The 23,616-nt window shown below is 74.6% G+C and carries 23 protein-coding genes; 8 read left to right on the forward strand and 15 right to left on the reverse strand.

All coding sequences use genetic code 11. The features are described from left to right. The first annotated feature begins 130 nt into the window (after positions 1 to 130). From ACFFHU_RS08580 to ACFFHU_RS08590, 3 genes are all read left to right on the forward strand, one after another. Positions 131 to 928: a hypothetical protein gene (locus ACFFHU_RS08580; protein WP_377337164.1), complete on the forward strand. Its 798-nt coding sequence runs from the start codon at positions 131 to 133 to the stop codon at positions 926 to 928. 5 nt (positions 929 to 933) lie between these two features. After that, on the forward strand, positions 934 to 1,194 hold the full coding sequence (locus ACFFHU_RS08585; protein ID WP_377337165.1) for a hypothetical protein: 261 nt from the start codon (positions 934 to 936) through the stop codon (positions 1,192 to 1,194). Positions 1,195 to 1,357: 163 nt separating this feature from the next. Next, the gene (locus ACFFHU_RS08590; protein WP_377337166.1) at positions 1,358 to 1,930 is read left to right on the forward strand and encodes an NYN domain-containing protein; all 573 of its coding nucleotides are present in this window, start codon (positions 1,358 to 1,360) and stop codon (positions 1,928 to 1,930) included. A gap of 21 nt (positions 1,931 to 1,951) precedes the next feature. Here ACFFHU_RS08590 and ACFFHU_RS08595 read toward each other — a convergent pair whose 3' ends face one another. Both ACFFHU_RS08595 and ACFFHU_RS08600 read right to left on the reverse strand, forming a co-directional pair. Next, entirely contained in the window at positions 1,952 to 2,983 is a 1,032-nt protein-coding gene (locus tag ACFFHU_RS08595; RefSeq protein WP_377337167.1) for a hypothetical protein, read from the reverse strand. Between the two features lie 152 nt (positions 2,984 to 3,135). Further along, entirely contained in the window at positions 3,136 to 4,656 is a 1,521-nt protein-coding gene (locus ACFFHU_RS08600; RefSeq protein WP_377337168.1) for an aminotransferase class V-fold PLP-dependent enzyme, read from the reverse strand. A 159-nt stretch (positions 4,657 to 4,815) separates the two neighbouring features. On the opposite strand from ACFFHU_RS08600, the gene ACFFHU_RS08605 reads away from it, so the two are divergent. Next, positions 4,816 to 6,951, forward strand: a complete 2,136-nt coding sequence (locus ACFFHU_RS08605; protein WP_377337169.1) for a molybdopterin-containing oxidoreductase family protein — start codon at positions 4,816 to 4,818, stop codon at positions 6,949 to 6,951. Here ACFFHU_RS08605 and ACFFHU_RS08610 read toward each other — a convergent pair. From ACFFHU_RS08610 to ACFFHU_RS08660, 11 genes are all read right to left on the reverse strand, one after another. Then, positions 6,920 to 7,297 carry a YciI family protein gene (locus ACFFHU_RS08610; protein ID WP_377337170.1) on the reverse strand — a complete coding sequence of 126 codons (378 nt, stop codon included), beginning with the start codon at positions 7,295 to 7,297 and terminating at the stop codon, positions 6,920 to 6,922. The two genes, ACFFHU_RS08605 and ACFFHU_RS08610, sit on opposite strands and share 32 nt — an antisense overlap. A gap of 102 nt (positions 7,298 to 7,399) precedes the next feature. Further along, positions 7,400 to 8,689, reverse strand: a complete 1,290-nt coding sequence (locus tag ACFFHU_RS08615) for an RNA polymerase sigma factor (RefSeq protein WP_377337171.1) — start codon at positions 8,687 to 8,689, stop codon at positions 7,400 to 7,402. 160 nt (positions 8,690 to 8,849) lie between these two features. Continuing rightward, entirely contained in the window at positions 8,850 to 10,256 is a 1,407-nt protein-coding gene (locus ACFFHU_RS08620) for a hypothetical protein (protein WP_377337172.1), read from the reverse strand. A gap of 194 nt (positions 10,257 to 10,450) precedes the next feature. Next, positions 10,451 to 11,101, reverse strand: a complete 651-nt coding sequence (locus ACFFHU_RS08625; protein ID WP_377337173.1) for a hypothetical protein — start codon at positions 11,099 to 11,101, stop codon at positions 10,451 to 10,453. Positions 11,102 to 11,235: 134 nt separating this feature from the next. Further along, on the reverse strand, positions 11,236 to 11,553 hold the full coding sequence (locus tag ACFFHU_RS08630; protein ID WP_377337174.1) for a nucleoside triphosphate pyrophosphohydrolase family protein: 318 nt from the start codon (positions 11,551 to 11,553) through the stop codon (positions 11,236 to 11,238). Positions 11,554 to 11,644: 91 nt separating this feature from the next. Beyond that, the gene (locus tag ACFFHU_RS08635; RefSeq protein WP_377337175.1) at positions 11,645 to 12,322 is read right to left on the reverse strand and encodes a hypothetical protein; all 678 of its coding nucleotides are present in this window, start codon (positions 12,320 to 12,322) and stop codon (positions 11,645 to 11,647) included. Positions 12,323 to 12,443: 121 nt separating this feature from the next. Next, a complete protein-coding gene (locus ACFFHU_RS08640; protein ID WP_377337176.1) occupies positions 12,444 to 13,328 on the reverse strand; it encodes a class I SAM-dependent methyltransferase in 885 nt (294 codons plus the stop codon). Positions 13,329 to 13,517: 189 nt separating this feature from the next. Then, positions 13,518 to 14,123 (reverse strand): GNAT family N-acetyltransferase, encoded by a 606-nt coding sequence (locus tag ACFFHU_RS08645; protein ID WP_377337177.1) that lies wholly within the window; start codon positions 14,121 to 14,123, stop codon positions 13,518 to 13,520. Between the two features lie 75 nt (positions 14,124 to 14,198). Continuing rightward, positions 14,199 to 15,749, reverse strand: a complete 1,551-nt coding sequence (gene metG / locus ACFFHU_RS08650; RefSeq protein ID WP_377337178.1) for a methionine--tRNA ligase — start codon at positions 15,747 to 15,749, stop codon at positions 14,199 to 14,201. Between the two features lie 154 nt (positions 15,750 to 15,903). Further along, the gene (nadE, locus tag ACFFHU_RS08655) at positions 15,904 to 16,728 is read right to left on the reverse strand and encodes an NAD(+) synthase (RefSeq protein WP_377337179.1); all 825 of its coding nucleotides are present in this window, start codon (positions 16,726 to 16,728) and stop codon (positions 15,904 to 15,906) included. Between the two features lie 95 nt (positions 16,729 to 16,823). Then, positions 16,824 to 17,156, reverse strand: a complete 333-nt coding sequence (locus ACFFHU_RS08660) for a hypothetical protein (RefSeq protein WP_377337180.1) — start codon at positions 17,154 to 17,156, stop codon at positions 16,824 to 16,826. Between the two features lie 290 nt (positions 17,157 to 17,446). On the opposite strand from ACFFHU_RS08660, the gene ACFFHU_RS08665 reads away from it, so the two are divergent. Further along, on the forward strand, positions 17,447 to 17,974 hold the full coding sequence (locus tag ACFFHU_RS08665; protein WP_377337182.1) for a roadblock/LC7 domain-containing protein: 528 nt from the start codon (positions 17,447 to 17,449) through the stop codon (positions 17,972 to 17,974). Positions 17,975 to 17,999: 25 nt separating this feature from the next. Then, positions 18,000 to 18,284, forward strand: coding sequence for a DUF427 domain-containing protein (locus ACFFHU_RS08670; RefSeq protein WP_377337183.1), 285 nt, complete (start codon positions 18,000 to 18,002; stop codon positions 18,282 to 18,284). Here the strand turns inward: ACFFHU_RS08670 and ACFFHU_RS08675 are convergent. Next, positions 18,268 to 19,611, reverse strand: coding sequence for an MFS transporter (locus tag ACFFHU_RS08675; RefSeq protein WP_377337184.1), 1,344 nt, complete (start codon positions 19,609 to 19,611; stop codon positions 18,268 to 18,270). The two genes, ACFFHU_RS08670 and ACFFHU_RS08675, sit on opposite strands and share 17 nt — an antisense overlap. Positions 19,612 to 19,681: 70 nt before the next feature. Between ACFFHU_RS08675 and ACFFHU_RS08680 the strand changes: the two genes are divergently transcribed. Both ACFFHU_RS08680 and ACFFHU_RS08685 read left to right on the forward strand, forming a co-directional pair. Next, positions 19,682 to 20,800: a helix-turn-helix domain-containing protein gene (locus tag ACFFHU_RS08680; RefSeq protein WP_377337185.1), complete on the forward strand. Its 1,119-nt coding sequence runs from the start codon at positions 19,682 to 19,684 to the stop codon at positions 20,798 to 20,800. Positions 20,801 to 21,793: 993 nt separating this feature from the next. After that, on the forward strand, positions 21,794 to 22,738 hold the full coding sequence (locus tag ACFFHU_RS08685; protein WP_377337186.1) for an HNH endonuclease signature motif containing protein: 945 nt from the start codon (positions 21,794 to 21,796) through the stop codon (positions 22,736 to 22,738). Positions 22,739 to 23,090: 352 nt separating this feature from the next. Here ACFFHU_RS08685 and ACFFHU_RS08690 read toward each other — a convergent pair whose 3' ends face one another. Further along, positions 23,091 to 23,576 (reverse strand): hypothetical protein, encoded by a 486-nt coding sequence (locus tag ACFFHU_RS08690; RefSeq protein WP_377337187.1) that lies wholly within the window; start codon positions 23,574 to 23,576, stop codon positions 23,091 to 23,093. Between the last annotated feature and the right edge of the window lie 40 nt (positions 23,577 to 23,616).

The following is a 23,616-nucleotide window of genomic DNA, read 5'->3' on the forward strand; positions in this document are numbered from 1 at the left end:
ACGCCCGTCAAGACGGTGCTTTACAAGCGGCCGCACGGACAGGATCGGTGCTGCGGAGGGACGGCCGCTCAATAGTTCCCTCTCAATATGATCTCACAGCGCTCCCCCACCCCCAGCACAGGAGGATGGTGTGAACCACCCCCACGACAGAAAGGCCCGGTGGGCACTGCCCCGACTCGTCCGCGGACTGCTCGCGGCCGGCGCCGTCACGGCGGCGTTGCTGGCCGCTACGGCCACGGCATCGTACGCGGGAATCTCCGGCTACAGCGTCACCGGCACCGGCGGCGCCGGTCTGGCCGTGCGGACCAGCCCGTACGACGCCGGGGCGTCGGCGGTGGCCGTCCTGGCCGACGGCGCCGGATTCACCACCGAATGCGCGGTGCACGGCCGGGACGTCTACGGCAACTCGGTCTGGCACCAGATCAGCTCGCCCGCCAGCGGCTGGATCAGCGACTACTACACCAACACCCCGGGCTTCAACCAGTACATCCCGGGCGAGCCGGAATGCGGCGGCGGGCCACCCACCGGCAGCCGCGAGGACCGGGCGATGGCCTGGGCGCGGTCGGTCCTCGGCCAGGCGTACACGAACGGCGACCTGGGCGACTCCAACCACGCCTGGGACGGCTGGTGCGACAACTTCGTCGGGCACGCGTACGGCCGGGCGGCCAGCGGCTACGCCACCGCGCTGACGCACTACAACTCGCTGAACGGCCGGGGCATGATCCACACCACCGGCACCCCGCCGGCCGGCGCGCTGGTCTTCTTCAACGGCGCCGCCATCAACGGCTACGCCGGGCACGTGATGCTCTCCGAGGGCAACGGCAGCTATCTCACCTCGGCGCCCACCGTCCGGCGGGTCTCGCTCAGCTGGCCGGGCGCGCCGTACCTGGGCTGGTCGTACGCCGACCCGGAGTGGCCCGGGCGGTGACGGCCATGCGCGCCGACCAGCCCGTTCGCTCGCCCGCACGGACCCCGCGCCGAGCCGGCGCCCGGCTGGCGCTCGGCCTGGCCCTGCTCGCCGTGTCCGGCGCGGTCACCGTGGCCGTCCCCGGCGCCGTCCGGGCGGCTCCGCTCCCCCGCCCGGCCATCCCCCCGGCCAGCATCGGCGGCTCGGCCGCCGGCGCCAGCGGCCACGCGGCGGACGGCTGGATCTCCACCATCCACGACGTCAAATCCCTGGTCGGCCCCTGCTAGACGGGACCGGGCCGACCGGGCCGGCGCGTGGGGAAGGACCGCCCCTTCCCCACGCGCCGGCTGGCGCGACGGCAGTGAGCACTTTTCGGGTACGGCCGGATCGTTCCGCCGGCTCAACTGTTGTCCCGGTGCTTCCGACCGATTCTCGGCTAGGGTCTCGGGCATGGTCGGACCTCAGGCTGCCGTGACGTATCTGCTGGTCGACGGCGAGAACATCGACGCCACGCTCGGCGGGCAGGTGCTGGAGCACCGGCCGAACCCGGAGGAGCGGCCGCGCTGGGAGCGGCTGCGGCAGTTCGCCCAGGAGACCTGGGGGCAGCCGGTGCGGGCGCTGTTCTTCCTGAACGCCACCTCCGGGGTGCTGCCCACCCCGTTCGTCCGGGCCCTGCTGGCGCTGAACTACCGGCCGATCGCGCTGACCGGCTCGCCGGGGCAGAAGGTCGTCGACATCGGCATCCAGCGCACCCTGCAGGCGATCGTCAACCGGCCTGGGGACGTGCTGCTGGCCAGCCACGACGGCGACTTCATCCCGCAGATCCGCAATGTGCTGGGCGACGGCCGGCGGGTGGGCCTGATCGGCTTTCCCGAGTTCTTCAACGCCGGCTTCACCAACCTGGTGGACGGCGGGCTGGAGCTGTTCGACCTGGAGGAGGACGCGCACTGCTTCACCAGCCCGCTTCCCCGGGTACGGATCATCTCGGTCGACGACTTCGACCCGGAGCGCTTCCTGGCCTGATCCCGCCCGGCCCCGGCCACCTCAGGCCCCCGACCCGACTCCTTGCATCGCGGAGTCGGCCGCGGCGGCTGAGTCGGCCGCGGCGGCCGCGAGCTTCTCGGTGGCGGGCTTCTCGGTGGTGGCGAGCTCCTCGGTAGTGGCGGGCTCCTCGGTGGTGGCGGGCTTCTCGGTGGTGGCGGGCTTCTCGGTGGTGGCGGGCTTCTCGGTGGTGGCGGGCTTCTCGGTGGTGGCGCGGCCGAGGACGTGGTCGGCGAGCTGGTAGTTGTGGTGCCGGGCGTGGTTCGTCCGGCCCGTCAGCAGCGACTCGGCCAGATCCCGGGCCGCGGCCGCGAACGGCTCCTCGGCCAGCGCGTCGATCAGCTCGTCATACCAGCCCCAGACCCGCAGCTGGTCGTCGCCGGCGTCGTGGTAGCGACTGCGGTCGAACGTCAGGTGCGGGTACTGCTCCTCGATGGTCTGCTCCGACCCCGCCTTGGCCCGCAGCACGGAATCGCGGACGACCAGCAACCCGGAGATGTCCTCGGGATCGTCCTCCGGTCGGTCCGGCCGGAACAGCACGAACGTCTCCATCCGCCGCATGCTCATGGCGGACAGGCGGCGCCCCGAACCCGTCTTCGGCAGGCAGGAGAGGGACCAGTGGTCCCGCTCGTTCGCGATCACGTTCGGCACGGCCGCCATGAGGTACGCCCGGTTGGCCGCCACGACCTGTGCGAAGTACGGTCCGTCGTGCAGCGTGGCGAAGCTCGCCTGCTTCTCCGGGTCGGCCCGCATCCCGTCCTCGGCCAGCGGCTCTTCCGGCTCCGCAGCCGTCTCCGCCTCGGCCGACGCCTCGTCCTCAACCGGCTGCTCGTTCTGGGCCACCGGCTCGGCCGCCATCCCGGCTTCGGCCGCCGCTTCGGCCTCCGCCACCGCTTCGGCCCCCGCCACCGATTCAGGTTCCGCCGGGGTCTCGGCCTCCCCCGGCGTCTCGGCCCCGGGCGGCGTCTCGGCCCCGGCAGCGGCCGCAGGGAAGGGGATCTCCCGGGCCGCGTTCTCGATCGTCGCGTCGGTCACCCGAGCACTCTAGGGGTCCCCAGGCCCGCTGCGGGAGACCCCATCGCGCTGCGCGGTCACATGGACAACGGGCTGTTGTTGAGGGCATCGGGAGACGAGCAGCGAGTTGGGACACGGGCGGATCGGCGGCCCGGTTGCCCTCCCGGATTCGGTCAGCAGCGCAGTCGGGGGGCCAGCGGGACGTCGGTCGGGCCGGACCGGTCCAGGTAGGTGGCGGAGACGAAGTCGATGAACCGTTCCGCGTCGGCCGCGGTCGAGGCCAGCCCGAAGGAGACCCGTACGGCGCCGCCGGTCGGCAGCCTCAGCGCCTCGAGGTACGCGTCGATGGTGCCGACGTGCGGCAGCAGCGCGTCACGCAGCGAGCGACGGCCGATGCCGAACGCCGCCTCGCCGGCGCCGGGGTTGCAGAAGCAGCCCGTACGCAGGGCGAACCCGGCCTCCGCCGCGTCGCGCGCGACGAGCCGCTCGTCCACCAGGGAACCGTCGGGGCGCTGCAGGTTGAGCGCCACCGTGCCGCCGCGACCCGCCGCCGTCGGAGGCCCGTAGATCCGGACCAGGGGCTGGCCGGTGCGGTGCCGCAGCCCGGCAAGCCGGTCCAGCAGCCACCCGGTGAGCAGGCCGACCCGGGCGTGGATGAGCTCGACGCCGATGGAGTCGAGCCAGCGCAGCCCGAACTCCACGTCCGGGATGCTGAGGAAGTTGAGCGTGCCGTCCTCGAACCCGGATTCGTCGGCCATCGGCTGGTGCCAACCGCCCTGCACACTGACCGCCCGGATGGTGCCGCCGGCGAACCACGGCCGGCGCAACCGGGCCAGCGCCTCGCGCCGGGCCAGCAGCGCGCCGACGCCGGTCGGATAGCCAAAGAGCTTGTACCAGCTCAGGCAGACGAAGTCGGGCCGCACGGCGCTCAGGTCGAGCCGATTCGTCGGGGCGTACGCGGCGGCGTCGAGCAGCACGTCGTACCCGTGCCGCCGGGCCAGGTCCACCCAGCCCAGCGGGTGCTGCACGCCGGTGAAGTTGCTCTGCGCCGGGTAGGCGAACAGGCCCCGCCGGCCACCGCCGCGGGCAAGGCCAGCGCCGCGGGCAAGGCCGGTGCCGCGGACGGCGGCCAGCGGGCCACGACCGCCGTCCAGCGCGGCCACCACGTCCCGTTCGGCCACCCGCAGGTCGGGCCCGGCCAGCGGTACGTACTTCACGGGCGCCCCGGCCCGGCGGGCGTACTCCCGGATGCCGTTGACGGAATTGTGGTTGTCCCAGGTCAGCACGAGCGGGGCGGCGCGGCCGAACCGGTAGGCCTCCCCCACCAGCCGGCAGGCGCCGCTGGCGTTCGGCGTGAAGATCACGGCGTACTCACCGGGGTCGGCGCGGAAGAACTCGAGCACCGCCCGGCGGGCCGACTCGACCAGCGCGCCGGCCGCCGCGGAGCTGGCGTTCTCCGAGTGCGGGTTGCTGTACAGCCCGGACAGCAGCCGGTCGTGGTGGGCCGCCAGCTGCGCCCGGGCGGCCACCCCCGCGCCCGCGTAGTCGAGGTAGACCTGCCCGTCGCGGTCGAGCTGCGGGTATTCGGCGGCACGCAGCTGGTCGATCCGGGCGGTGTCCGCGTACCCGGGCGTCGTGGCGAGCCGTCGCGGGTCAACGGTCCTGGCCCCGGGCGCGGCGTCTCCGGTTGTCATCCTCGGCTGCGACCCATCCGGTCCGTGGGGTCGACATCCTCGACCCGTCGCTTGAAGATCGTCCTCATTCGATGCTATTCCGGTCGCGCAACCCCGTGCGGAGTTGACCGCCCGGCCGGCCGGGGGTGGGTGTCGTACCCGGCCGATAGCATCCCGGGCATGCCGACCACCACGCACCTCGGCGCCTGCCCGCTGGACTGCCCGGACACCTGCACCTGGCAGCTGACCGTGCGGGACGGCCGCGCGGTCGGGCTGCGCGGCGACCGGGACCACCCATTCACCCGCGGCGCGCTGTGCGGCAAGGTCAACCGCTACCTCGACGCGCTCAACGGGCCGGACCGGCTGACCACGCCGATGGTCCGGGTCGGCCCGAAGGGCGCCGGTCCGGTGTCGTTCCGGCCCGCCAGCTGGGCCGAGGCGACCGACCGGGTGGCCGAGGGCCTGCGCGCCACGATCGACCGGGACGGCCCGGAGGGCATCCTGCCCTACTACTTCGCCGGCACGATGGGGCTGGTCCAGGGCGGATCGCTGGGCCTGCGCCTGTTCGCGCACCTGGGCGCGTCGCGGCTGCGCACCACGATCTGCACGGCCGCGGCCGGCGCGGCGCTGCAGTCGCTGTACGGCGGCCAGGTGGGCTTCGAGCCCGAGTCCATCGTCGAGGCCCGGCTGATCCTGCTGTGGGGCGCCAACACCCTCTCCACCAACCTGCACCAGTGGCACTTCGTGGCCGAGGCCCGGCGGCGCGGCGCGTACGTGGTGGCCATCGACCCGCTGCGCACCGACACGGCGACGCGGTGCGACGAGCACCTCGCGCCGCTGCCGGGCACCGACGCCGCGCTGGCGCTCGGCCTGCTGCGCTGTGTGCTGGACGCGGGCGCCGCCGACACCGCCTGGCTGGACGCGCACACCACCGGCTGGCCGGAGCTGCGGTCCCGGCTCGCGGAGTGGCCGGTGGAGCGGGCCGCCGCCGAGTGCGGCCTGGACGTGGCGGTGCTGCGCCGGCTGGGCGAGCGGGTCGCCAGCACCCGGCCGATGGCCGTCCGGGTCGGGCTGGGCCTGCAGCGGCACGCCGGCGCCGGCCAGGCGGTCCGGGCCATCTGCACGTTGCCGCTGGTCACCGGTGATTTCCGGTACGCCGGCGGCGGAGCGCTGTGCATGACCGGCGGTCATTTTCCGGTGGACACCGGCCCGGTGGAGCGGCCGCCGGACCTGCCCGCGCCGCGGGCCCGGTCGATCAACATGAGCCGGCTGGGCGCGGTGCTCACCGGCGAGGCGGATCCGCCGGTGACGTCGCTGGTGGTGTTCGACGCCAACCCGGCGGCGACCGCGCCGGACCAGCGCCGGGTGCTCGCCGGGCTGCGCCGGTCGGACCTGTTCACCACGGTTCTCGAGCAGCGCTGGACGGACACCTGCGACCACGCCGACGTGGTGCTGCCGGCCACCATGCAGCCGGAGCACCTGGATCTGCACGACTCCTACGGCCACCACTACCTGACGCTGAACGAGCCGGTCGTGACGGCGCCCGGCGAGGCCGTGCCGAACACCGAGATCTTCCGCCGGATCGCCACGGCGCTGGGGCTGGACCATCCGCGGCTGCACGAGTCGGACGAGGATCTCGTGCGGCAGTTGCTGGCCGGCACCCCGATCGACCTCGCCGAGCTACGGGAGCGGACGTACGTGCGGGCCACCGGCGTGCCGGTCGGGTCGGCGCCGTACGCCGCGGGCGGCTTCCCGACCGCGGACGGGCGGGCGCGGCTGGTCGACCGGGCGCTGCGGCGGATGGGGGTGGACCCGCTGGTCGGCTACACCCCGCCGGTCGAGGGGTCGGATCCGGCGCTGGCTGGCCGGTTCCCGCTGGTGCTGCTGTCGGTGGCGGCCCGGTTCTTCCTCAACTCCACGTTCGCCTCCCAGCAGTGGCATGCCGGAAAGATGGGACCGCCGCGGGTGCACCTGCATCCGGCCGACGCGGCGGCCCGCGGGCTGGCCGACGGCGACCCGGTGCGGGTGCACAACGACCGGGGCGAGTTCCTCGCCTCGGTGGCGGTGGACGACACCACCCGGCCGGGCGTGGCCTTCACCCACAAGGCGTACTGGGCGCGGCTGAGCCCGGGCGGGGCGACCGTCAACGCGGTGACACCGATCCGGGACACCGACCTCGGCGGCGGTCCGACGTTCCACGACAACCGGGTTGAGGTCGAGCCCGTCCCGGCCGCGCCGCCGCCCGGGACGGACCCGGACGGCGGGCGGGCGGGCGCGGCGGCGGTCAGCTCGCGGGCTCCGGCTCGAACTCGCTGACCGGCCGGATGTCGACCTCGAGGTAGTCCAGCTCGCCGTCGAACAGGTCGACGAACCGCCGGCCCCACTCCATCGCCTCCTCCTGGGACCGCACCTGGAGGATGGCGAAGCCCGCGATCAGCTCCTTGGTCTCGATGAACGGACCGTCGGTGACCGTCTTTTTCCCGTTTTCCACCCTGATCCGGGACGTGCCGTCGGTGGTCGGTCGCAGTCCCTCACCAACCAGCAGCACCCCGGCCTGCGCGGCCTCCTGGATGAACCCGCCCATCTTCTGGATGAACTCCGGGCTCGGGTTGTGCGACCGCGGGTCCTGCTCGTCCACCTTGTGCATGAGCATGTAACGCATGTTTTCGGTTCCTCTCGTTCCGGGCTTTCACTGACGCGTCGAGCGGGCGTGCGGCGGATCGACATCGCCGGCGAAGTTTTTCGGCGCCGCCGCGCCCTCTCTTCATCGGGTCGGGGCGGTGCCGGCCGCGCAGGCGGCGGCCCGCTCGCGCAGCAGCGCCCGCTCCCGCTCGTTGCCGGTCAACTCGGCGGCGCGGTCGAACTCGACCCGCGCCTCGGCGTACCGGCCGAGCTTGGCCAGCAGGTCGCCGAGCACGGCGGGCAGCAGGTGGTAGTCGGCCAGGGCCGGCTCGTCGACCAGCGACCGCGCCAGCTCCAGGCCGGCGGCCGGACCGGCGGCGAAGGACACCGCCACCGCCCGGTTCAGCTCCACCACCGGCGACGGGACCAGCGTGGCGAGCCGGGCGTACAGGTCGGCGATCCGCGGCCAGTCGGTGTCGGCCGGTGCGGCCGCCCGGGCGTGGCAGGCCGCGATCTCCGCCTGCAGCGTGTACGGGCCGGCATCGCCGAGCGTCCGCGCCCGGTCGAGGGCGGCCAGGCCGCGCCGGATGAACAGCCGGTTCCACCGGGTGCGGTCCTGCTCGAACAGCAGCACCGGCCCGCCGTCCGGGCCGACCCGGGCCGCGTTCCGGGAGGTCTGGATCTCCAGCAGCGCGGTCAGCCCGAAGACCTCGGCCTGCTCGGGCATCAACCCGCAGAGGATCCGGGCGAGCCGCAGCGCGTCCGCGCACAGCGCCGGACGCATCCAGTCGTCCCCCGCGGTGGCCGAGTAGCCCTCGTTGAAGATCAGGTAGATGACCTCCAGCACCGACGGGAGCCGTTCGGCCCGCTCGGCGGGTGCGGGCGTCTCGTACGGCACGCTGGCGTCGGCGAGGCTGCGCTTGGCCCGCACGATCCGCTGCGCGATCGTCGACTCCGGCACCAGGAAAGCCCGGGCGATCTCCGTGGTGGTGAGCCCACCGAGCATGCGCAGCGTGAGCGCGGCCCGGGCCGGCGCGGGGAGCACCGGATGGCAGGCCGTGAAGACCAACCGGAGCAGATCGTCCTGGATGGGCTGGTCGAGGTTCGCGTCGAAGTCGGGGGTGAACCCCTCGGCCAGGTCGCGGCCCAGCTCCACCAGCTTGCGGTCCAGGGTCTGCCGGCGCCGGACCGCGTCGATCGCCCGCCGCTTGCCCACCGCGGTCAACCAGGCGGCCGGATTGGCCGGTACGCCGTCCCGCGGCCACTGTTCGAGCGCGGCCACCAGGGCGTCCTGGGCCAGTTCCTCGGCCCAGCCCACGTCCCGGACGTGCCGGGCCAGCACGGCCACCACCTTCGCCGACTCGATCCGCCACACCGCCTCGACGGTGCGGTGCGCCTCCGCCGACCCGGCGCTGCCTTCCTGCTGCCGCACGCTGGCGATCCCACCAGGTCAGGGCCCTCACGGGCAAGCCGACGCCCGACCCGACGCCGGCGGGCCGACGCCGACCCGTCGCGGGCGGGCCGACACCCGTCGCGGGGGGGGGCGGGCCGACACCCGACGCGGCGCCGGCGGGCCACGCGTCGGCGCCCGGTCAGGCGTACACGGGTTGCCGGACGCCGCCGTGGTCGGCGCAGGCCGTCGGCCGGCCGCCCTCCCGGCTGATCTTCCCGTCGTCGCACACCACCAGGTAGCCGGCGCCGGCCCAGAAGTCGTCGACGCAGCCGAAGAACGCGCACACCCCGGCCGCTGGGCTGGTCACGTACCCGCCGCCAGCGCAGTAGGTGTAGCCGAACGGGTTCGGCGGCGCCCCGCACCCCGAGGTGGCCGACGGGGTCGGGACCGGCGGGGCCGACCGGCTGGGCGGCGGACCGGCGGGGCTGGGTGGCGGCAGCGTCGCCGGAGACCCGGTCGGAACGGGCACGGCCGGCGCGCGACGCCGAGCGCCGGTGCGGGGAGCGACGATCGAGCGCACCGGCAGGGCCGTGCTGGCGGCCGGACCCACCGAGCCGGCCAGGTCGGCCGGGTCGGCCGGGATCGAATCCGGCGCCTCGGCCGGCACCGGGCCGGGGGTGCCCACCGGGGCCGCCGGGGCCGCCACCCGGTGCCGCGGCGGGCCGGACGGCCACAGCAGCAGGCCGGCGACCGCCAGGACCGCGGTGGCCAGCGCCCCGCCGACCGCGAGCCCGCTCTCCGGCACCAGGGCGCGCAGCGGCGCGGCCGCCGCGGCCGCGACCACCGGCCGGTCCGGGCGGGCCGCGCGATGATCCTCGAGCATCCCGTCCAACCAGGCCAGCAGCTCGGCCTGGCGGCCGTTGGCGGCCACGTACGCGAGGTCGAGCACGGACCGGACCCGGACGGCGCTGGCCGGCGGGAGCAGCAGCCCGCTGGCGATCCGCCGGCCACGCTTGTAGAGCAGCGTGAGCGGCGCCGCCGGGTGGTGCCCCACGCCGGCCAGCTCGCGGTACGGCCACTCCCGCTCGCCCGTCCGGCCGGCCAGCACCACCCGGCGGTCGGTCAGCACGGCGAGCCCGTCGTCGAGGGTCCGCAGCCCGTACGGCGGCCGGCCGGTCAACGGCCCGTCGAAGCGCGGCACCGGCACCCGCTCCGGACCGGGCGTACCGCCGGCGTGCCGGGCCTGGACCGCGACCACCCGGGCCGCCGGGGCCACCGCCAGGACCCGCTCGTCCGGGTCGAGCCGTACCGGCAGCCCCGCCCCGGCTCCGGCCCGATCGTCGGCGGTCAGCGTGCCCGCTCCGGCCGCTCCGCCCGCTCCGGCCGCTCCGGCCGCCAGAGCCGGCGCGCCCGGCGTACCCTCCGCGCCTGCCGCCCCCGCCGGAGCCGGCGGGTCCGGGATGCCGGCCGCGACCGCGGCCCGCAGCCGGCGCAGCTCCGTGTCCCGGCGCTGCCACTCGGCCAGCGCGGTCTCGTACGCCCGCAGCCGGCGTCGGTTCTCCGCGCGCGCCCACCGCCGCCGCCAGCCGGCGCCCGGGAACCGCACCCGGCCACGATGAAGGTGCCTATCCTTCGGCTTCACTTCCGGTACAACCCGCCCGGTATGGCCGAGGAAACGGCACAACCCCGGCCGTCCGGGGCGGGCCGGACGGCCGGGGGTTCGGGTGTCGGGGGCCCGGCCGGCGACGGGCTCGAACGGCGACCGGCTGGGACGGCGACCCGGCTGGGACGGCGGCCGGCTCAGACGGTGAGCGGATCGCCGGTGGAGGTCCGAGCCGGCTCCGGCGCGGCGAAGGTCGCGGTGGCCGGGGTTCGGAACGCGTGCAGCAGGCCGGCGAGCGACAGCAGCAGCATCAGCGCGGCGCCCAGGTACATGGCCAGCGCGCCCTGCTGGGCCTTCACGCCGAACTCGCTGAACCCGTACGAGGTGAGCAGCAGGCCGCGCAGCGTCTCGCCCTTGAACACCGTCTCCCGCTGCGCTGTCACGTCGGCGAGCTGCTTCTGCAGGTCGGCCAGGTTGGCCGCCTTGGCCTGCTCGGCCTGCGCCACCTGGGCCTTCAGCGCGCTCTGCGGCTTGCCGAGATCGGCGTACGTCTGGCCGCCGCCGATCGACTTCAGGTGCAGCCCGATGTAGGAGTTGGCGTAGCACTCGGCCTGCTTGCCGGTGGTCATCCGCTGGCCGGCGTACCGGACCAGGCAGGGGGCCTGCCGCTCCTCGTCGCTGAGCTGGCCGGCCGGGGTGAACACGATGTTCTGCTGGCTGAGCTGGTCATGCACGTAGTTCTTGGCGAAGTTGGCGTTGGCGGTCAGCACGATGCCGACGACCAGCAGCAGGGCGGCGATTCCCAGGCCGCCGATGCTGAACAGGATGTCGAGGGTCCGGCGCTTCATGGGGGGCTCCTTGGGGGCGGCGGCGCGAATCTGTGGTGCGTTCAGATTCGGCGAACCTGCCTACCGGTGTTAGAGCCGTAACCCCCGACCGGACCGGGACCTTCGGCCCGCCGGCGACCGGGCAGGTGGGCCCGTCACGAGCCAGACCGGGTACGGGCGAGAACCAGCCGGGCACGATCGGTGAGCGCCCGCCGGGCGTCCAGGCCCAGGCTCTCGATTGCCACCAGCGCGGTGATGGCCACATCGGCCAACTCGGCCGCCACGTCGGCGGGCCCGTGCGTCACGCCCTTGCGGGGGTTCTGCCCCAGCACGCCGATCCAGGCCGCAGCGGCCTCGCCTGCCTCCTCGGTGACCTTCAGGATCCGGCAGGTCAGCTCGGCCGATTCGGTGCCGTTCGCGGCGTCCAGCCAGGCCCGAGCGGCCCGCACGGCGGGCCAGATCTCCTCGCTCATCGGTCCACGGTAGACAACAACCGGTCGATGACCCGCGGGAACGCGTACGCCCAGGCTCGCTAGCCGGGTGGGGGCGACGAACGGCACCGGCTCAGTCGCGCAGCCAGACCCGCAGCGGTCCCACGGTCCGGAACCCGAGCCGCAGCGGCGGCGCGAGGTCGGCACCCGACTCGTAGCCCACCAGCGGGACGTCCGGGAACCGGTCCAGCACCGCGGCCCAGACCTCGTCGGGGGTGGCGGTCACCGCGAAGACGTTCGAGACCCCGGCCACCGGGCCGGTGCGATTCACCGCCGCTCCTCCGGCGACCGCGCCCTCGGCGTCGTACATGGCCAGGAGCGTGACGGTCGGGTCGGCGAGCAACCCGGGCCGGAAGACGTCGCCGCCGCCGTGCGCGGCGGCCCAGCCGGCGAGCGCGGCCGGGGTGGTCACCGGGACCGCGGGCCGGCGCACCACCGCGGCCGGTCCGCCGGGGGCGCGGTGCAGCCACTCGGCGTCGAACAGGACGGTGAAGCCGGCGCCGGCCAGGTCCAGCGCGGCGAAGCTGTCCTTCACCGAGGCGCCGGCTCCGGCGTCGATCCGGGTCAGCAGGTCCGGCCCGGCCGCCGGCCGCAGAGTCACGGCATCCGGGTAGAACGAGGGCGAGCGTCGCGCGACGGTCCAGGCATCCGCCGCGTACGCGCCGTCCAGATCGTGGGTACGGCACACCGCCGCGCACCACTCGGCGTTGTTGCGGGCGGCCAGCGCGGCCGGCTCGATGGGGTCGCTCACCCGACCGATTGTGCTGGACCGGGCGGCCCACCCAGCGACCGGGCCTCGCGCCGCCCCGCGCTGGCGGCCTCCGTCGGCGCGCCTGCGCGCCCGCCACGAGCCGGCGGGCCGGCGGCATGTCCTACGGGCGGGTCGCCCGCAGGTAGGCGGTGGCCATGGTGCGGTGCCCGGCCGCACCGGCGGCCAGCGCGGCCCGCAGGTACGACTCGACCTGCTCCCGCTCGGCCGGGTTGAGCGCCAGCGCGAGGGCCTCCTCGTAGGTGGGGGCCAGCGGATTGGGCGCGGTCTTCTTCAGCACGTCCCAGTCCCGGGTGGTGAGCGGCGCCCGCACCTCGATCTCGGCCCGGTAGTCGAGCTCGATCCCGGTGAACCCCGCGTCGCGGACCATCCGCAGCAGGTCCCGCTCGTCGAAGTTGAGCATCGGGTCCTCGGTGGGCGGCAGCGGCTCGTACACCTTGAGCAGGCGCTGCATGAGATCCTCGATGGGCGCCATGTCCAGCCCGAACAGGCCGCGCCGGGTCTCGGTGGCGGCGAAGCCGTTGATCGGCTCAAAGATGGACAGCCGCCCGCCGGGCCGCAGCACCCGGAAGAATTCGGTGAATGCCGCGGCCTTGCGCCGCACGTAGATCAGCACCGACCGGGTGGTCACCACGTCGACCGACCGCCCCGGCACGTCCCGCAGGTCGTCGGCGCTGGCCAGCACGAACCGGCACTGGTCCACCCGTCCGTCCGCGGTGGCCCGCCGCCAGCACTCGGTGAGCAGGTCCTCCGAGATGTCGCTGAAGATGACCCGGCCGGTCGGCCCGACCCGGTTCAGCGCGCCGAACCCGATGAGGCCGTCGCCGGTGCCCACGTCCAGCACCACGTCCCCGGCGGTGATCGCGGCCCGGTCCAGCACCCGGTCCCGGTACGCGCCGATCAGCGGCGCCACCCGGGCCCGGACATCCGCGTTGTCCCCGTCGCGCCTGCGCAGCACCCATTGCGCCCACCGGTCCTGCTGCCGCATCCGGTCACTGTCGCACGCGGGCCGCGCTCCCGCGATACCCGAAGGTAAGGAAGGGCCCCCTGTTATCGCTTTTTGCATAGCAGGGGGCCCTTGTTAACGGGTGCGCCGCCGCGCGTGGCGCGCGCCGCGCGTGGCGGGTGCCGCGCGTGGCGGGTGCCGCGCGTGGCGGGCGCCGCGCGTGGCGGGCGCTCAGGCCGAGGGCTTGCGCCACATCGGGTAGAGGCTCGGCCCGTCCGGCAGGTCGATGCTGTTCTCCATCCGGGCGAAGCCCAGCCGCTCGTAGAGGGCCGCGTTGCGCAGGCAGCTCGCCTCCAGGTACGCGGGCGTACCCTCCTCGTCCAGGGCGGCGAGCCGGTGCTCGAGCAGGGCCGCGCCGAGGCCGTGCCCCTGCCGGTCCGGACGGACCGCGATGAACGGCAGGTAGGCGTGGTTCTCGTGCCCGGGGTGGTTGGTGGTCATGAGCTCGTCCAGCACACCGAACCGCTTGGCGTACTCGGGGCCGATCGCGGCCTCGAAGACCGGGCCGAGGTCGTCCGGCTCGGCGTGGGCGTGCACATCCACCGGCAGCCAGAGCGTGACGGCGGCCCGGTCCGCGGTGGTGTAGGCCTCGCCGTCGGCCAGGGTGAGCTCGACGAACGGGCGGAAGAAGGACGGGTGCAACCGCTCCCGGTCCGCCTCGTCCGGAAAGAGCCACTGGCTGATCGGGTCGGCCAGGAAGGCCGTGGCCAGGACGCCGGTCAACTCGTCGGCGTCCGCGGCGGTGGCCCGGACCACACTGATGTCAGGCTGGGTCATCATTCCTCCGGTAGGGATACCGGCACACCCTACGGGCCGGCGCCGCCACAGTGGATGTCGGTCCGGTGAACGCGGTCAGGCGGTTTCCGCGGTCAGGCGCGGGAACAGCGGGCGGGCCGGCGGCAGTACCCCGTCGACCGGGGTGAGCTGCGCGCTCACCCGGGCCGCCGCGTCCGGCAGGAACGGACCGAGCTCCTCGGCCAGCTCTCGGCACGCGTGCAGGAGCGCGGCCAGCACCGCGTCCAGCCGAGCCGTCGACGTACCCCCGGCGCGTTCGGCACGGGCCAGTTCCCACGGGCGGAGCCGTTCGATGGCCCGGTTCGCCTCGGTGACGATCGCCCAGAGGGCCAGGGTCGCGCGCCGGAAGTCGCCCTCGGCCAGGGCGGCGTCGACCAGGCCGGGCGCCGCGGCACGGGCCGCGGCCAGCTCGGCGGTCTCGCCACCGTCCACCGGCGGGCCGGCCCGGTGGCTCGGGGCGGCGGGCGGAACCCGGCCGGCGCGGTACTTGTGCGCCATCGTGACCACCCGGTTGACGAGGTTCCCGATCCCGCCCGCCAGGTCCTCGTTGGCCCGCTCAACCAGCCGGGTCGTCGTGAAGTCCGCGTCGCCCACCCGGGGCACCTCGCGCAGCAGCCACCACCGCACGGCGTCGGTGCCATACCGCCCGACCGTGGCCACCGGGTCCACCGCCGTACCGGCGGATTTACTGATCTTGCGACCATCCACCGTGAGGTAGTCGTGCACCAGGATGTCGGTGGGCAGCGGCAGCCCGGCCGACAGCAGCATGGCCGGCCAATAGACCGCGTGGAACCGCAACACCCCCTTGCCGACCAGGTGGACCCGCCGGTCCGCGCCGACCCACCAGCGCCGGTACGCCTCCCCCGGGCCGCCCGCGGCGCCGTAGTCGAGGCTCGTGAGGTAGTTGCCGAGCGCGTCCCACCAGACGTAGATGACCTGCTCCGGGTCGTCGGGCACCGGGATGCCCCAGCCCCGGGCGCGGTCGGTGGACCGGGACACGGAGAAGTCCCGCAGGCCCCCGTCGAGGAACCCGAGCACCTCGTTACGCCGGGCCGCCGGTTCGATCCGCAGCCGGCCCTCCAGGATGGCCGAACGCAGCGCGTCGGTGTACCGGGACAGCCGGAAGAACCAGTTCCGCTCGGTGATCCGCTGCGGCGGCGTCCCGTGCTCCGGGCACGCGCCGCCCGCGTCGAGCTCGTCCTCGGTGAGGTACGCCTCGCAGCCCACGCAGTACAGCCCGACGTACTCGGCCCGGTACAGGTCGCCGGAATCCGCGCAGGCCCGCCACAACCGGTCGACCCCGGCCGCGTGCCGCGGGTCCGCGCTGGTGGAGAGAAAATCGTCGTACGACAGCGACAGCGGACCGGTCAGCGCGGCGAACCGGTCGGCGTTGCGGTCGACCAGTTCGCGTACGGGCACCCCGGCGGCCTCGGCCGCGAGGACGTTCTTCAGCGAGTTGTCGTCGGTGCCGCTGGTCAGCCGCACCTCGTGACCGCGCCGGCGAAGGTGGCGGGCCAGCACGTCCGCCTGCACCACCTCGAGGGCGAAGCCGAGGTGCGGCGCGGCGTTGACGTACGGGATCGTGGTGGTCAGGTAATGGCGGGTCATCGCGTCTCCTGGGGTGAGCCGCCGACGGCAGCCCCGCCAAACGCGTCGAGGCCCCGGCGACGGGGCCTCGAGATGGTTCGTCTCGCGTGTCAGCAGCCCCGCTGGCGGGGCATCATCACCGGACACGTCGAACGCATGCCTCGATGGTAGCCGATCACGGGGCCACCGGCGGCCGCCGTTTGTGTTCGGTGGCCCGATAGCGCGCCACCAGCGCCCCCTCGACCTCCGGCGGCACCGGGCGGCCCTCCAGGTAGTCGTCGATCTGCGCGTAGCTCAGCCCCAGCGCGTCCTCGTCGAGCCGCCCCGGCGCCAGGCTCTCCAGGTCGGCCGTGGGGGCCTTGCCCACCAACTCCGCCGGCGCGCCGAGCGTCTCGGCGAGCGCCCGCACCCGGCGCTTGGTCAGCCCGGTCAGCGGCACCAGGTCGGCCGCGCCGTCGCCGTGCTTGGTGAAGAACCCGGTGACCGCCTCGGCCGCGTGGTCGGTGCCCACCACCAGGCCGGCCAGCGCGCCCGCCACCGCGTACTGCGCGACCATCCGCTGCCGGGCCTTGATGTTGCCGAGCACGAAGTCCCGTTGCGCGTCGTGGGCGAATGCCAGCCCGGCCGCCTCCAGCGCGGCCAGGGCGGCGTCGCTGGCCGGCCGCACGTCGACGGTGAGCACCCGGTCGGCCCGGATGAACCCGAGGGCGGCCTGCGCGTCGTGCTCGTCGGCCTGCACCCCGTACGGCAGCCGCATGGCCACGAAGCCGGCCTGCCGGCCGGCGGCCCGGACCCGCTCGACGGCCAGCTGGCAGAGCCGGCCGGCGGTGGTCGAGTCGACCCCGCCGCTGATCCCCAGCACCAGCGTCCGCAGGCCGGTTCCGGTGAGCCGATCGGCCAGGAAGCCGACCCGCCGCTCGATCTCCTCGTGCGGGTCGAAGGTCGCCGGCACCCCCAGCTCGGCGGCGATCTCCTGCTGCGCGGACGTCACGGCGGTCATCGGGCACCTCCGGGGTGGGGAAACGTGACCCCACCCAACATTTCCCGAGCGACGCGGGTCAACCCGATGAGACCGAGCCGACAGCGCCGGCACGCCTACTTGCGGCGCTCGGGGTGCTGCCGGTTCCAGACCCGCATCCGCTCCGGGTAGCCGACCTTGGTGGCCTCGTACAGCGGCACCCCGTGCCGCCGGGCGAACTTGCCGGCCGCGCGCGGGTTGCCGGTACGCCGCCGGATCCACTCACCGTCGTGGGCGATGGCCACCACGGTGGTGTCGGTGGCGGTCGTCTCGGGCTCGAGGTAAAGCTCGACGCCGTGCCGGCTGCGGACGAAGTCGGTCAGCTCGGCGAAGTCCTCGGCCGTCGCCTCCCGGTCCAGCCGGGTGGGCGACGGGTCGGCGGCGCGTGACCGCCGGGAGAACAGACCCATGGCGTACTCCTTCCGCGCGACCCGGGCTCGGCCAACCATTGCACCATGGCCGGCTGGCAGGCCGCTGAACGCGCGGTACGAGGTTGCTGAAGGCCCGGCGATCACCTTCGGTAATCTGCCCCGGCCGCCGACCGCCGCAATTCCCCATGAAGCCCGGCTTCACCGGCGCGGGCCGACACAGTAAGTTATCTGCGGGACCAATCAGTTGCCGGGGCGGGACGGCACGGGGCTTCCTTGTGCATCCCCCTGCGTCCGCCCACCGGCCGGTGCGGAAATGAGGGAGTTCCCCGGTGTCGAACCTGAACGCGGCCTGGCCGGCCGCTGCGCGTACCGAGACCACCCACCGGGGAACCGCGCCGCTGCCCCGACGGGCGCCCGCCGCCTCCTTCGCCAACGGCGAACCGGGGCCGCCGCCGGCGCCCACGGCGCCGCGCCTGGTGCAGGCCGCCGGCGCGGCCCTGCAGCACGAGCTCACCGCGCTGCGGCAACGACTGCCGGGCATCCGGGGCTGCGTGCTGGCCACCGTGGACGGCCTGCTGGTCGGCCAGGACCTGACCCGGGGCTGCGAGCCGCACGACATGGCGGTGCTGGCCGCCAGCGTCTTCGGGGTGGGCCGGCAGTGCGGCCTCGGCCTGCGCCAGGGCTCGTTCCGGGAGACCAGCGTGCGCAGCGACCTGGGCAGCTTCACCGTGTACACGGTGACCGACTCCGCGCTGCTCGCCGTGCTCACCGACGACGGCCTGGACATGGGCTGGGTACACCGGGAGGCCCGCCCGGTGGCTCAGCGGATCGCGGCGCTGCTGCCTGCGCCGGAATGACGGCCGGCCGAGCTAGGCTCGGCACATGCCTAGGGCCATCTGGAACGACCAGGTCATCGCCGAGAGCGACGACATCGTGCAGGTCGAGGGCAACGCCTACTTCCCCCGGTCGGCGTTGCGCGACGATGTGGTGCGGGACTCCGACACGCATTCCGTCTGTCCGTGGAAGGGCACCGCGTCCTACTACTCCCTGGAGTTGGACGGTCAGCGGTCCGCCGACGCCGTCTGGTACTACCCCGAGCCCAAGCCGGAGGCGGAGATGATCCGCGACCGGGTGGCGTTCTGGAAGGACGTCAAGGTCGTCGACTGACCGTCGCGCGGGCCCCCGCGCCGGTCGGGACGGGCGGCAGCCGCCACGGGCCGGCGGCCGGTTGGACCGGCGCGAACGGCGCCTCGCCGGCCCGGCGGCGGCGCAGCAGCACGGAGAGCACGGCCGCCACCATGGCCAGCCCGCCGGCCACGTACCAGGCCAGCGTGTACGCGCCGAGCCGGTCGCGGACCAGCCCCGCGCCGGTCGCCGCGATGGCCGCGCCGACCTGGTGCGCCGCGAACACCCAGCCGAAGACGACCGCGCCGCTGGCCCCGAAATACTCCCGGCACAGCGCGACCGTCGGCGGCACGGTGGCCACCCAGTCCAGCCCGTAGAACACGATGAAGACCAGCATGCTCGGGTGGGTGGCGCCGCCGAACAGGCTCGGCAGCACCAGTAGGGACGCGCCCCGCAGCGCGTAGTAGCCGCCCAGCAGCAGCCGGCTGTCCACCCGGTCGGTCAGCCAGCCCGATGCCACCGTGCCGGCGATGTCGAAGACGCCGACCAGCGCCAGCAGCCCCGCCGCGGTGGTCTCGGCCATCCCATGATCGTGCGCGGCCGGGATGAAGTGCGTACCCACCAGGCCGTTCGTGGTGGCCCCGCAGATCGCGAAGCCGCCGGCCAGCAGCCAGAACGGCCCGGTCCGCGCCGCCGCCAGCAGCGTGCCGACCGCCCGTGCCGCGGCCCCGCCGGCCGGCGCCGCCGCCGGTACGACCCGGTCCGCGCCGTAGGCCGGCAGGTCGAGATCCGCCGGGTGTTCGCGGAGCAGCCAACCCACCAGGGGTACGACCACCAGCGCGGCCCCGGCCACGATGAGCGCGGCGGTCCGCCAGCCGTGCCCGCGTACCACCACGGCCAGCAGCGGTAGGAAGATCAGCTGCCCGGCCGCGCCGCCCGCGGTCAACACCCCGGTGACCAACCCCCGGTGCCGCACGAACCAGCGGCCCGTGACGGTGGCCACGAACGCCAGTGCCATCGAGCCGGTGCCCAGCCCCACCAGGACGCCCCAGCAGAGCACCAGCTGCCAGCTCGCGGTCATGAACACGGTGAGGCCGCTGCCGGCCGAGACGAGCAGCAGCGCCGCGGCCACCACCCGGCGGATCCCGAACCGGTCCATCAGGGCGGCCGCGAACGGCGCCGTCAGGCCGTACAGCATGAGGTTGACGGAGACGGCCGCCGAGATGGTGGCCAGCGGCCAGCCGAACTCCGCGTGCAGCGGATGCAGCAGCACCGACGGCGTGGCGCGGAAGCCGGCGGCGCCGACCAGGGCGACGAAGGCCACCGCGGCGACGGTCCAGGCCGGGTGGATCAGGCGGGTACGGCTCACCCGAGCAGTCTCGCCCGGGCGCAGGGGGTGGACGAGTGGCCGGAAAGCCATGGTGCGCAATAATCGGGCCATGGACGTACCCTCACCGCGGCCGGCACACCGCGAACCCGGCCTCTCACCGCGGCCGGCCGACCCGGAAGCCGGCCTCTTGCCGTGGCCGGCCGACTCCGAACCCGGCCTCTCCCCGTGGCCGGCCGACCCCGAACCCGGCCGCGGGCCGCACCGGGTCGCGGTGCTCGCCCTGCCGCACGTGGTCGGGCTCGACCTCGGGACGCCCGCGCAGGTCTTCCACTGCGCCCGGGATGCGGACGGCACCGAGCTGTACGCGGTCCGCACCTGCACCCCGGGCGGTACGGCCGTGCGCAGCTCCGCCGGCTACGGCGTGCTGCCGGACCACGGCCTGGAGCTGCTGGCCGAGGCCGACACCGTGATCGTGCCCGGCATCCACGACGGGCCACCGCTGACCGACGGCACCGTCGAGCCCGCCGTCCGGCGCGCGCTGCGGGACGCGTACGACCGGGGCGCTCGCATCGTTTCGATCTGCACCGGGGCGTTCGTGCTGGCCGCGGCCGGCCTGCTGGACGGCCGCCCGGCCACCACCCACTGGGGCTACGCGGGCCGGTTCCGCCGGCTGCACCCCGAGGTACGCCTCGACCCGGACGTGCTGTTCGTGGACGACGGCCGGGTGCTCACCTCCGCCGGCGTGGCCGCCGGCATCGACCTCTGCCTGCATCTGGTACGCACCGATCATGGCAGCGAGATCGCCAACGTGGCCGCCCGGCGATGCGTCGTGCCGCCGTGGCGGGACGGCGGCCAGGCCCAGTTCATCGACCGGCCGGTCCCGCGTACCCCCGACACCAGCACCTCGCCGGCCCGCGAGTGGGCCGGCCGGCACCTGCACGAGCCGATCACGCTGAGCCAGCTCGCGGCGCGGGCCAGCATGAGCGTACGGACCTTCACCCGGCGCTTCCGGTCCGAGACGGGGCTGAGCCCCGCGCAGTGGCTGCTGCAACAGCGCACCGAGCACGCCCGGCTGCTGCTGGAGACCACCGACCTGGCCGTGGACCAGGTCGCCCGGCGTTCCGGCTTCGGCACCGCGGCCGCGCTCCGGCAGCGGCTGCACCAGCGGGTCGGCGTCTCCCCCAGCGCCTACCGGCGCACCTTCCGCCGACCCGAAGCGGTGCGCTGACCGGGACCGCCTGCTTCAGCTGGTCCCACCGCCGGTCCCGCGCCGCGTCGAGCACCCGCCGGGACCGAGCACGGCCGAGACCTCACGGCGCTCGCGGAATTCTGCCGAGGTGCTGGCGGATCGGCATCGTCACCAGCGGCACGCGATCGCGGAGGCCGTCGACGTGCTTCTCCCGGGTCGAGTGATCGAGGTCGACCCTCGCCGACCGTAGTCGTCCACAGCGAAATGCCTGCTCGCCCGTGAGAACGTTGGATTGCCGCATGTCCTGGTATGCGCCATCTGGAACCGCTGGTGGAGGACTCATCGCAGGACGGAAAGTGTCGTACCGGGGTCATAGCGTAACTATCGTGATCGATGCGGCGAGCGGCGTGCTGGAGGCGGCCCGGGCCTGTCCCGGCGCGCCGGTCTGGCCGCTGCGGGACGCCGCGTTGATCGCCACCCTCGAGACGATTCAGCGGGCCGAGCGACTGCTGTCGGCGGCGAAGCTCGCGGTGGTGCGGGAGGTCGACGGGCGGGGAATTGCCCGCGTGCAGGGTGTGTCGTCCACGGCGGCCTGGTTGCGGGACCGGCTGCGGATCTCGTCGACCGAGGCGCGGCGGCTGGTGGCCGACGCCGCCTGGCTGGAAGCCGACGACCCCGCCGGCGCCCTCGATCCACCTCCCGGACTCGACCTGGATGCTGGACTCGACCCGGCTGCGGGGCTCGGCAGCGGCAGTGGGCGCTCGGACCGGGGCGGTCCGGGCAGCAGCGCCGGCTCGGCCGGCGACGGCGGCGGTCCGGGCAGCAGCGCCGGCCCGGCCGGCGACGGCGGCGGTCCGGGCAGCAGCGATCCGGCCACCGCCTGGCCAGGCCGTCGCGACCCCGGTCCGGCCGGGACCGAGCCAGCCACCGACCCGTCGGACGGTCGGGACGCGGGTTGGACCGCCGGTGGGTCGCCCGGCGATCGGGGTGGGCTGTGGTCGGACATCGGCCGGTCCAGTGTTGCGAGCTGCGGTGACCTGTGGGCGGCTGAGCGTGGAGCAGGCCCGGATCATCGCCGGAGCGGTGGAAGGCGCGCGGCGGGAGGCCGGGTTGGAGGTGGCCGACAAGGCGCTGCGGGTGCTGCTGGGGCAGGCCGGCGAGCTGGAGCCCAGGGCGCTGCGGATGTGTGCCGAGCGGATACTCTGGCACGTCGCCCCGCAAGCAGCCGAGGAGGCCGACCGGCGAGCGTTGCGCAGGGCGGAACGGGAGCTGGACCGGCGTCGCGACCTCACCGTGTCGATTGCGACGGATGGTGCGGTCCGGCTGCGTGGCGTGCTGGACGCGGAGGCCGGGTCGATGCTGATCGCCGCGCTCGACCCGCTGACCGCCCCGAACGGGCCCGGCGACGACCGCGCCCCGGGGCAGCGACGGCACGACGCGTTCGCCGAGGTGCTCCGGCTGGCGCTGCGCGCCGGTGGCCTGCCCAACAACGGCGGCGAGCCCCCGCAACTGGTCATCACCACCGGCTTCGACGCGCTGACCGGGCGGCTCGGCGCCGGGGCTCTCGACATCGGCCCGCGCCTGTCGCCCGAGGCCGTGCGCCGCCTGGCCTGCGACGCGCAGATCCTGCCCGCGGTGCTCGACGGCAAAGGTCAGGTGCTGGACGTGGGCCGGCAACGACGGCTGTTCACCGGCCCGCTGCGCCGTGCCCTCGTCCTGCGGGATCGCGGCTGCGCCTTCCCCGGCTGCGACCGGCCGCCACGCTGGGCGGACGCTCACCACATCAGATCCTGGGCCGACGGCGGCGACACCGCTCTGCACAACGCGGTCCTGCTCTGCCGATACCACCACACGGTCATCCATCGGGGACATTGGCAGGTCCGGCTCGCCCCAGACGGGCACCCCGACTTCATCCCGCCGGCCTGGATCGACCCGACCCAGCTACCCCGGCGCAACCGCTACCACATTCGCTGCTGACCGTGAAGGGGCCGGTGGTGCTCGCCACCCCGACCGGCGCCGGACCGCCGACGCCGACTCCGGGGCCGGACCGCAGACACCCGCGCCGGCACCGGACCGCCGACGCGGTCCGGCTGGTGGTCGGGGCCGCTCGCATTCGGCGGCCGATCTGGCGGGGCATCCGGCTGCTGGTGGCCCGGGTAGGGAGGATTCTCGATGGTTTGACCCGGGTGACGTTCCCGATTCCACCGGCCTGCGGCCTGGATCGAGGACGTGATCGGGCAAACCCCGGCTCGCGGCGGCGGCGCGGCGCCGAGTCGGGAGGCCGTCCGGCTGGCCACATGCCGGCCCAGACCGCGCGGCAGCTATCGGCTCAGGCCGACGGGGCGCCACCGGCGGGGCGGAGTGCGCGGAGCTGGTCGGTGTGCGCGGGCAGATGCACCCGCTCATGGATGTCGACCACCCGGCCCCATGGGACCGGCTCGTCGATGACGATCCGGTCGCCGTCCCGGATGTGCGTCTCCACCGGGACGTCGGCGGCGACCGCGTCGAGCCGGTCGATCAGCGAGCAGAGCCGCTGGCTGGTGGCCCGGAGCAGGGTGGCCAGGCCGGCCAGCCCACCGCACTCGGCGACCAGACCGTCGAGCTGGGGGCGGTGCAGCGCGTTGTGGTTGTAGTACGCGTATGGCGCGCCGGCCAGCACCGCCTCGGTGGCCTCGGCCAGCAGCTCGTCGTTGGCGGCCAGGTGCGCCACGACCTGCTCGGCGGTCCACTCTCCCTCGGGCGGCGGGCCGAAGCCGCCCGCCTCGATCTCGGCCAGCACCAACTCGTAGCCGCGCCGGAGCACCGCCGTGTCCATGCGGCCGAGTCTAGGCCCGGAAACCCGTGTCGATCATGGA

The sequence above is a fragment of the Plantactinospora siamensis genome, from assembly GCF_042434095.1.
GTDB lineage: Bacteria > Actinomycetota > Actinomycetes > Mycobacteriales > Micromonosporaceae > KBS50.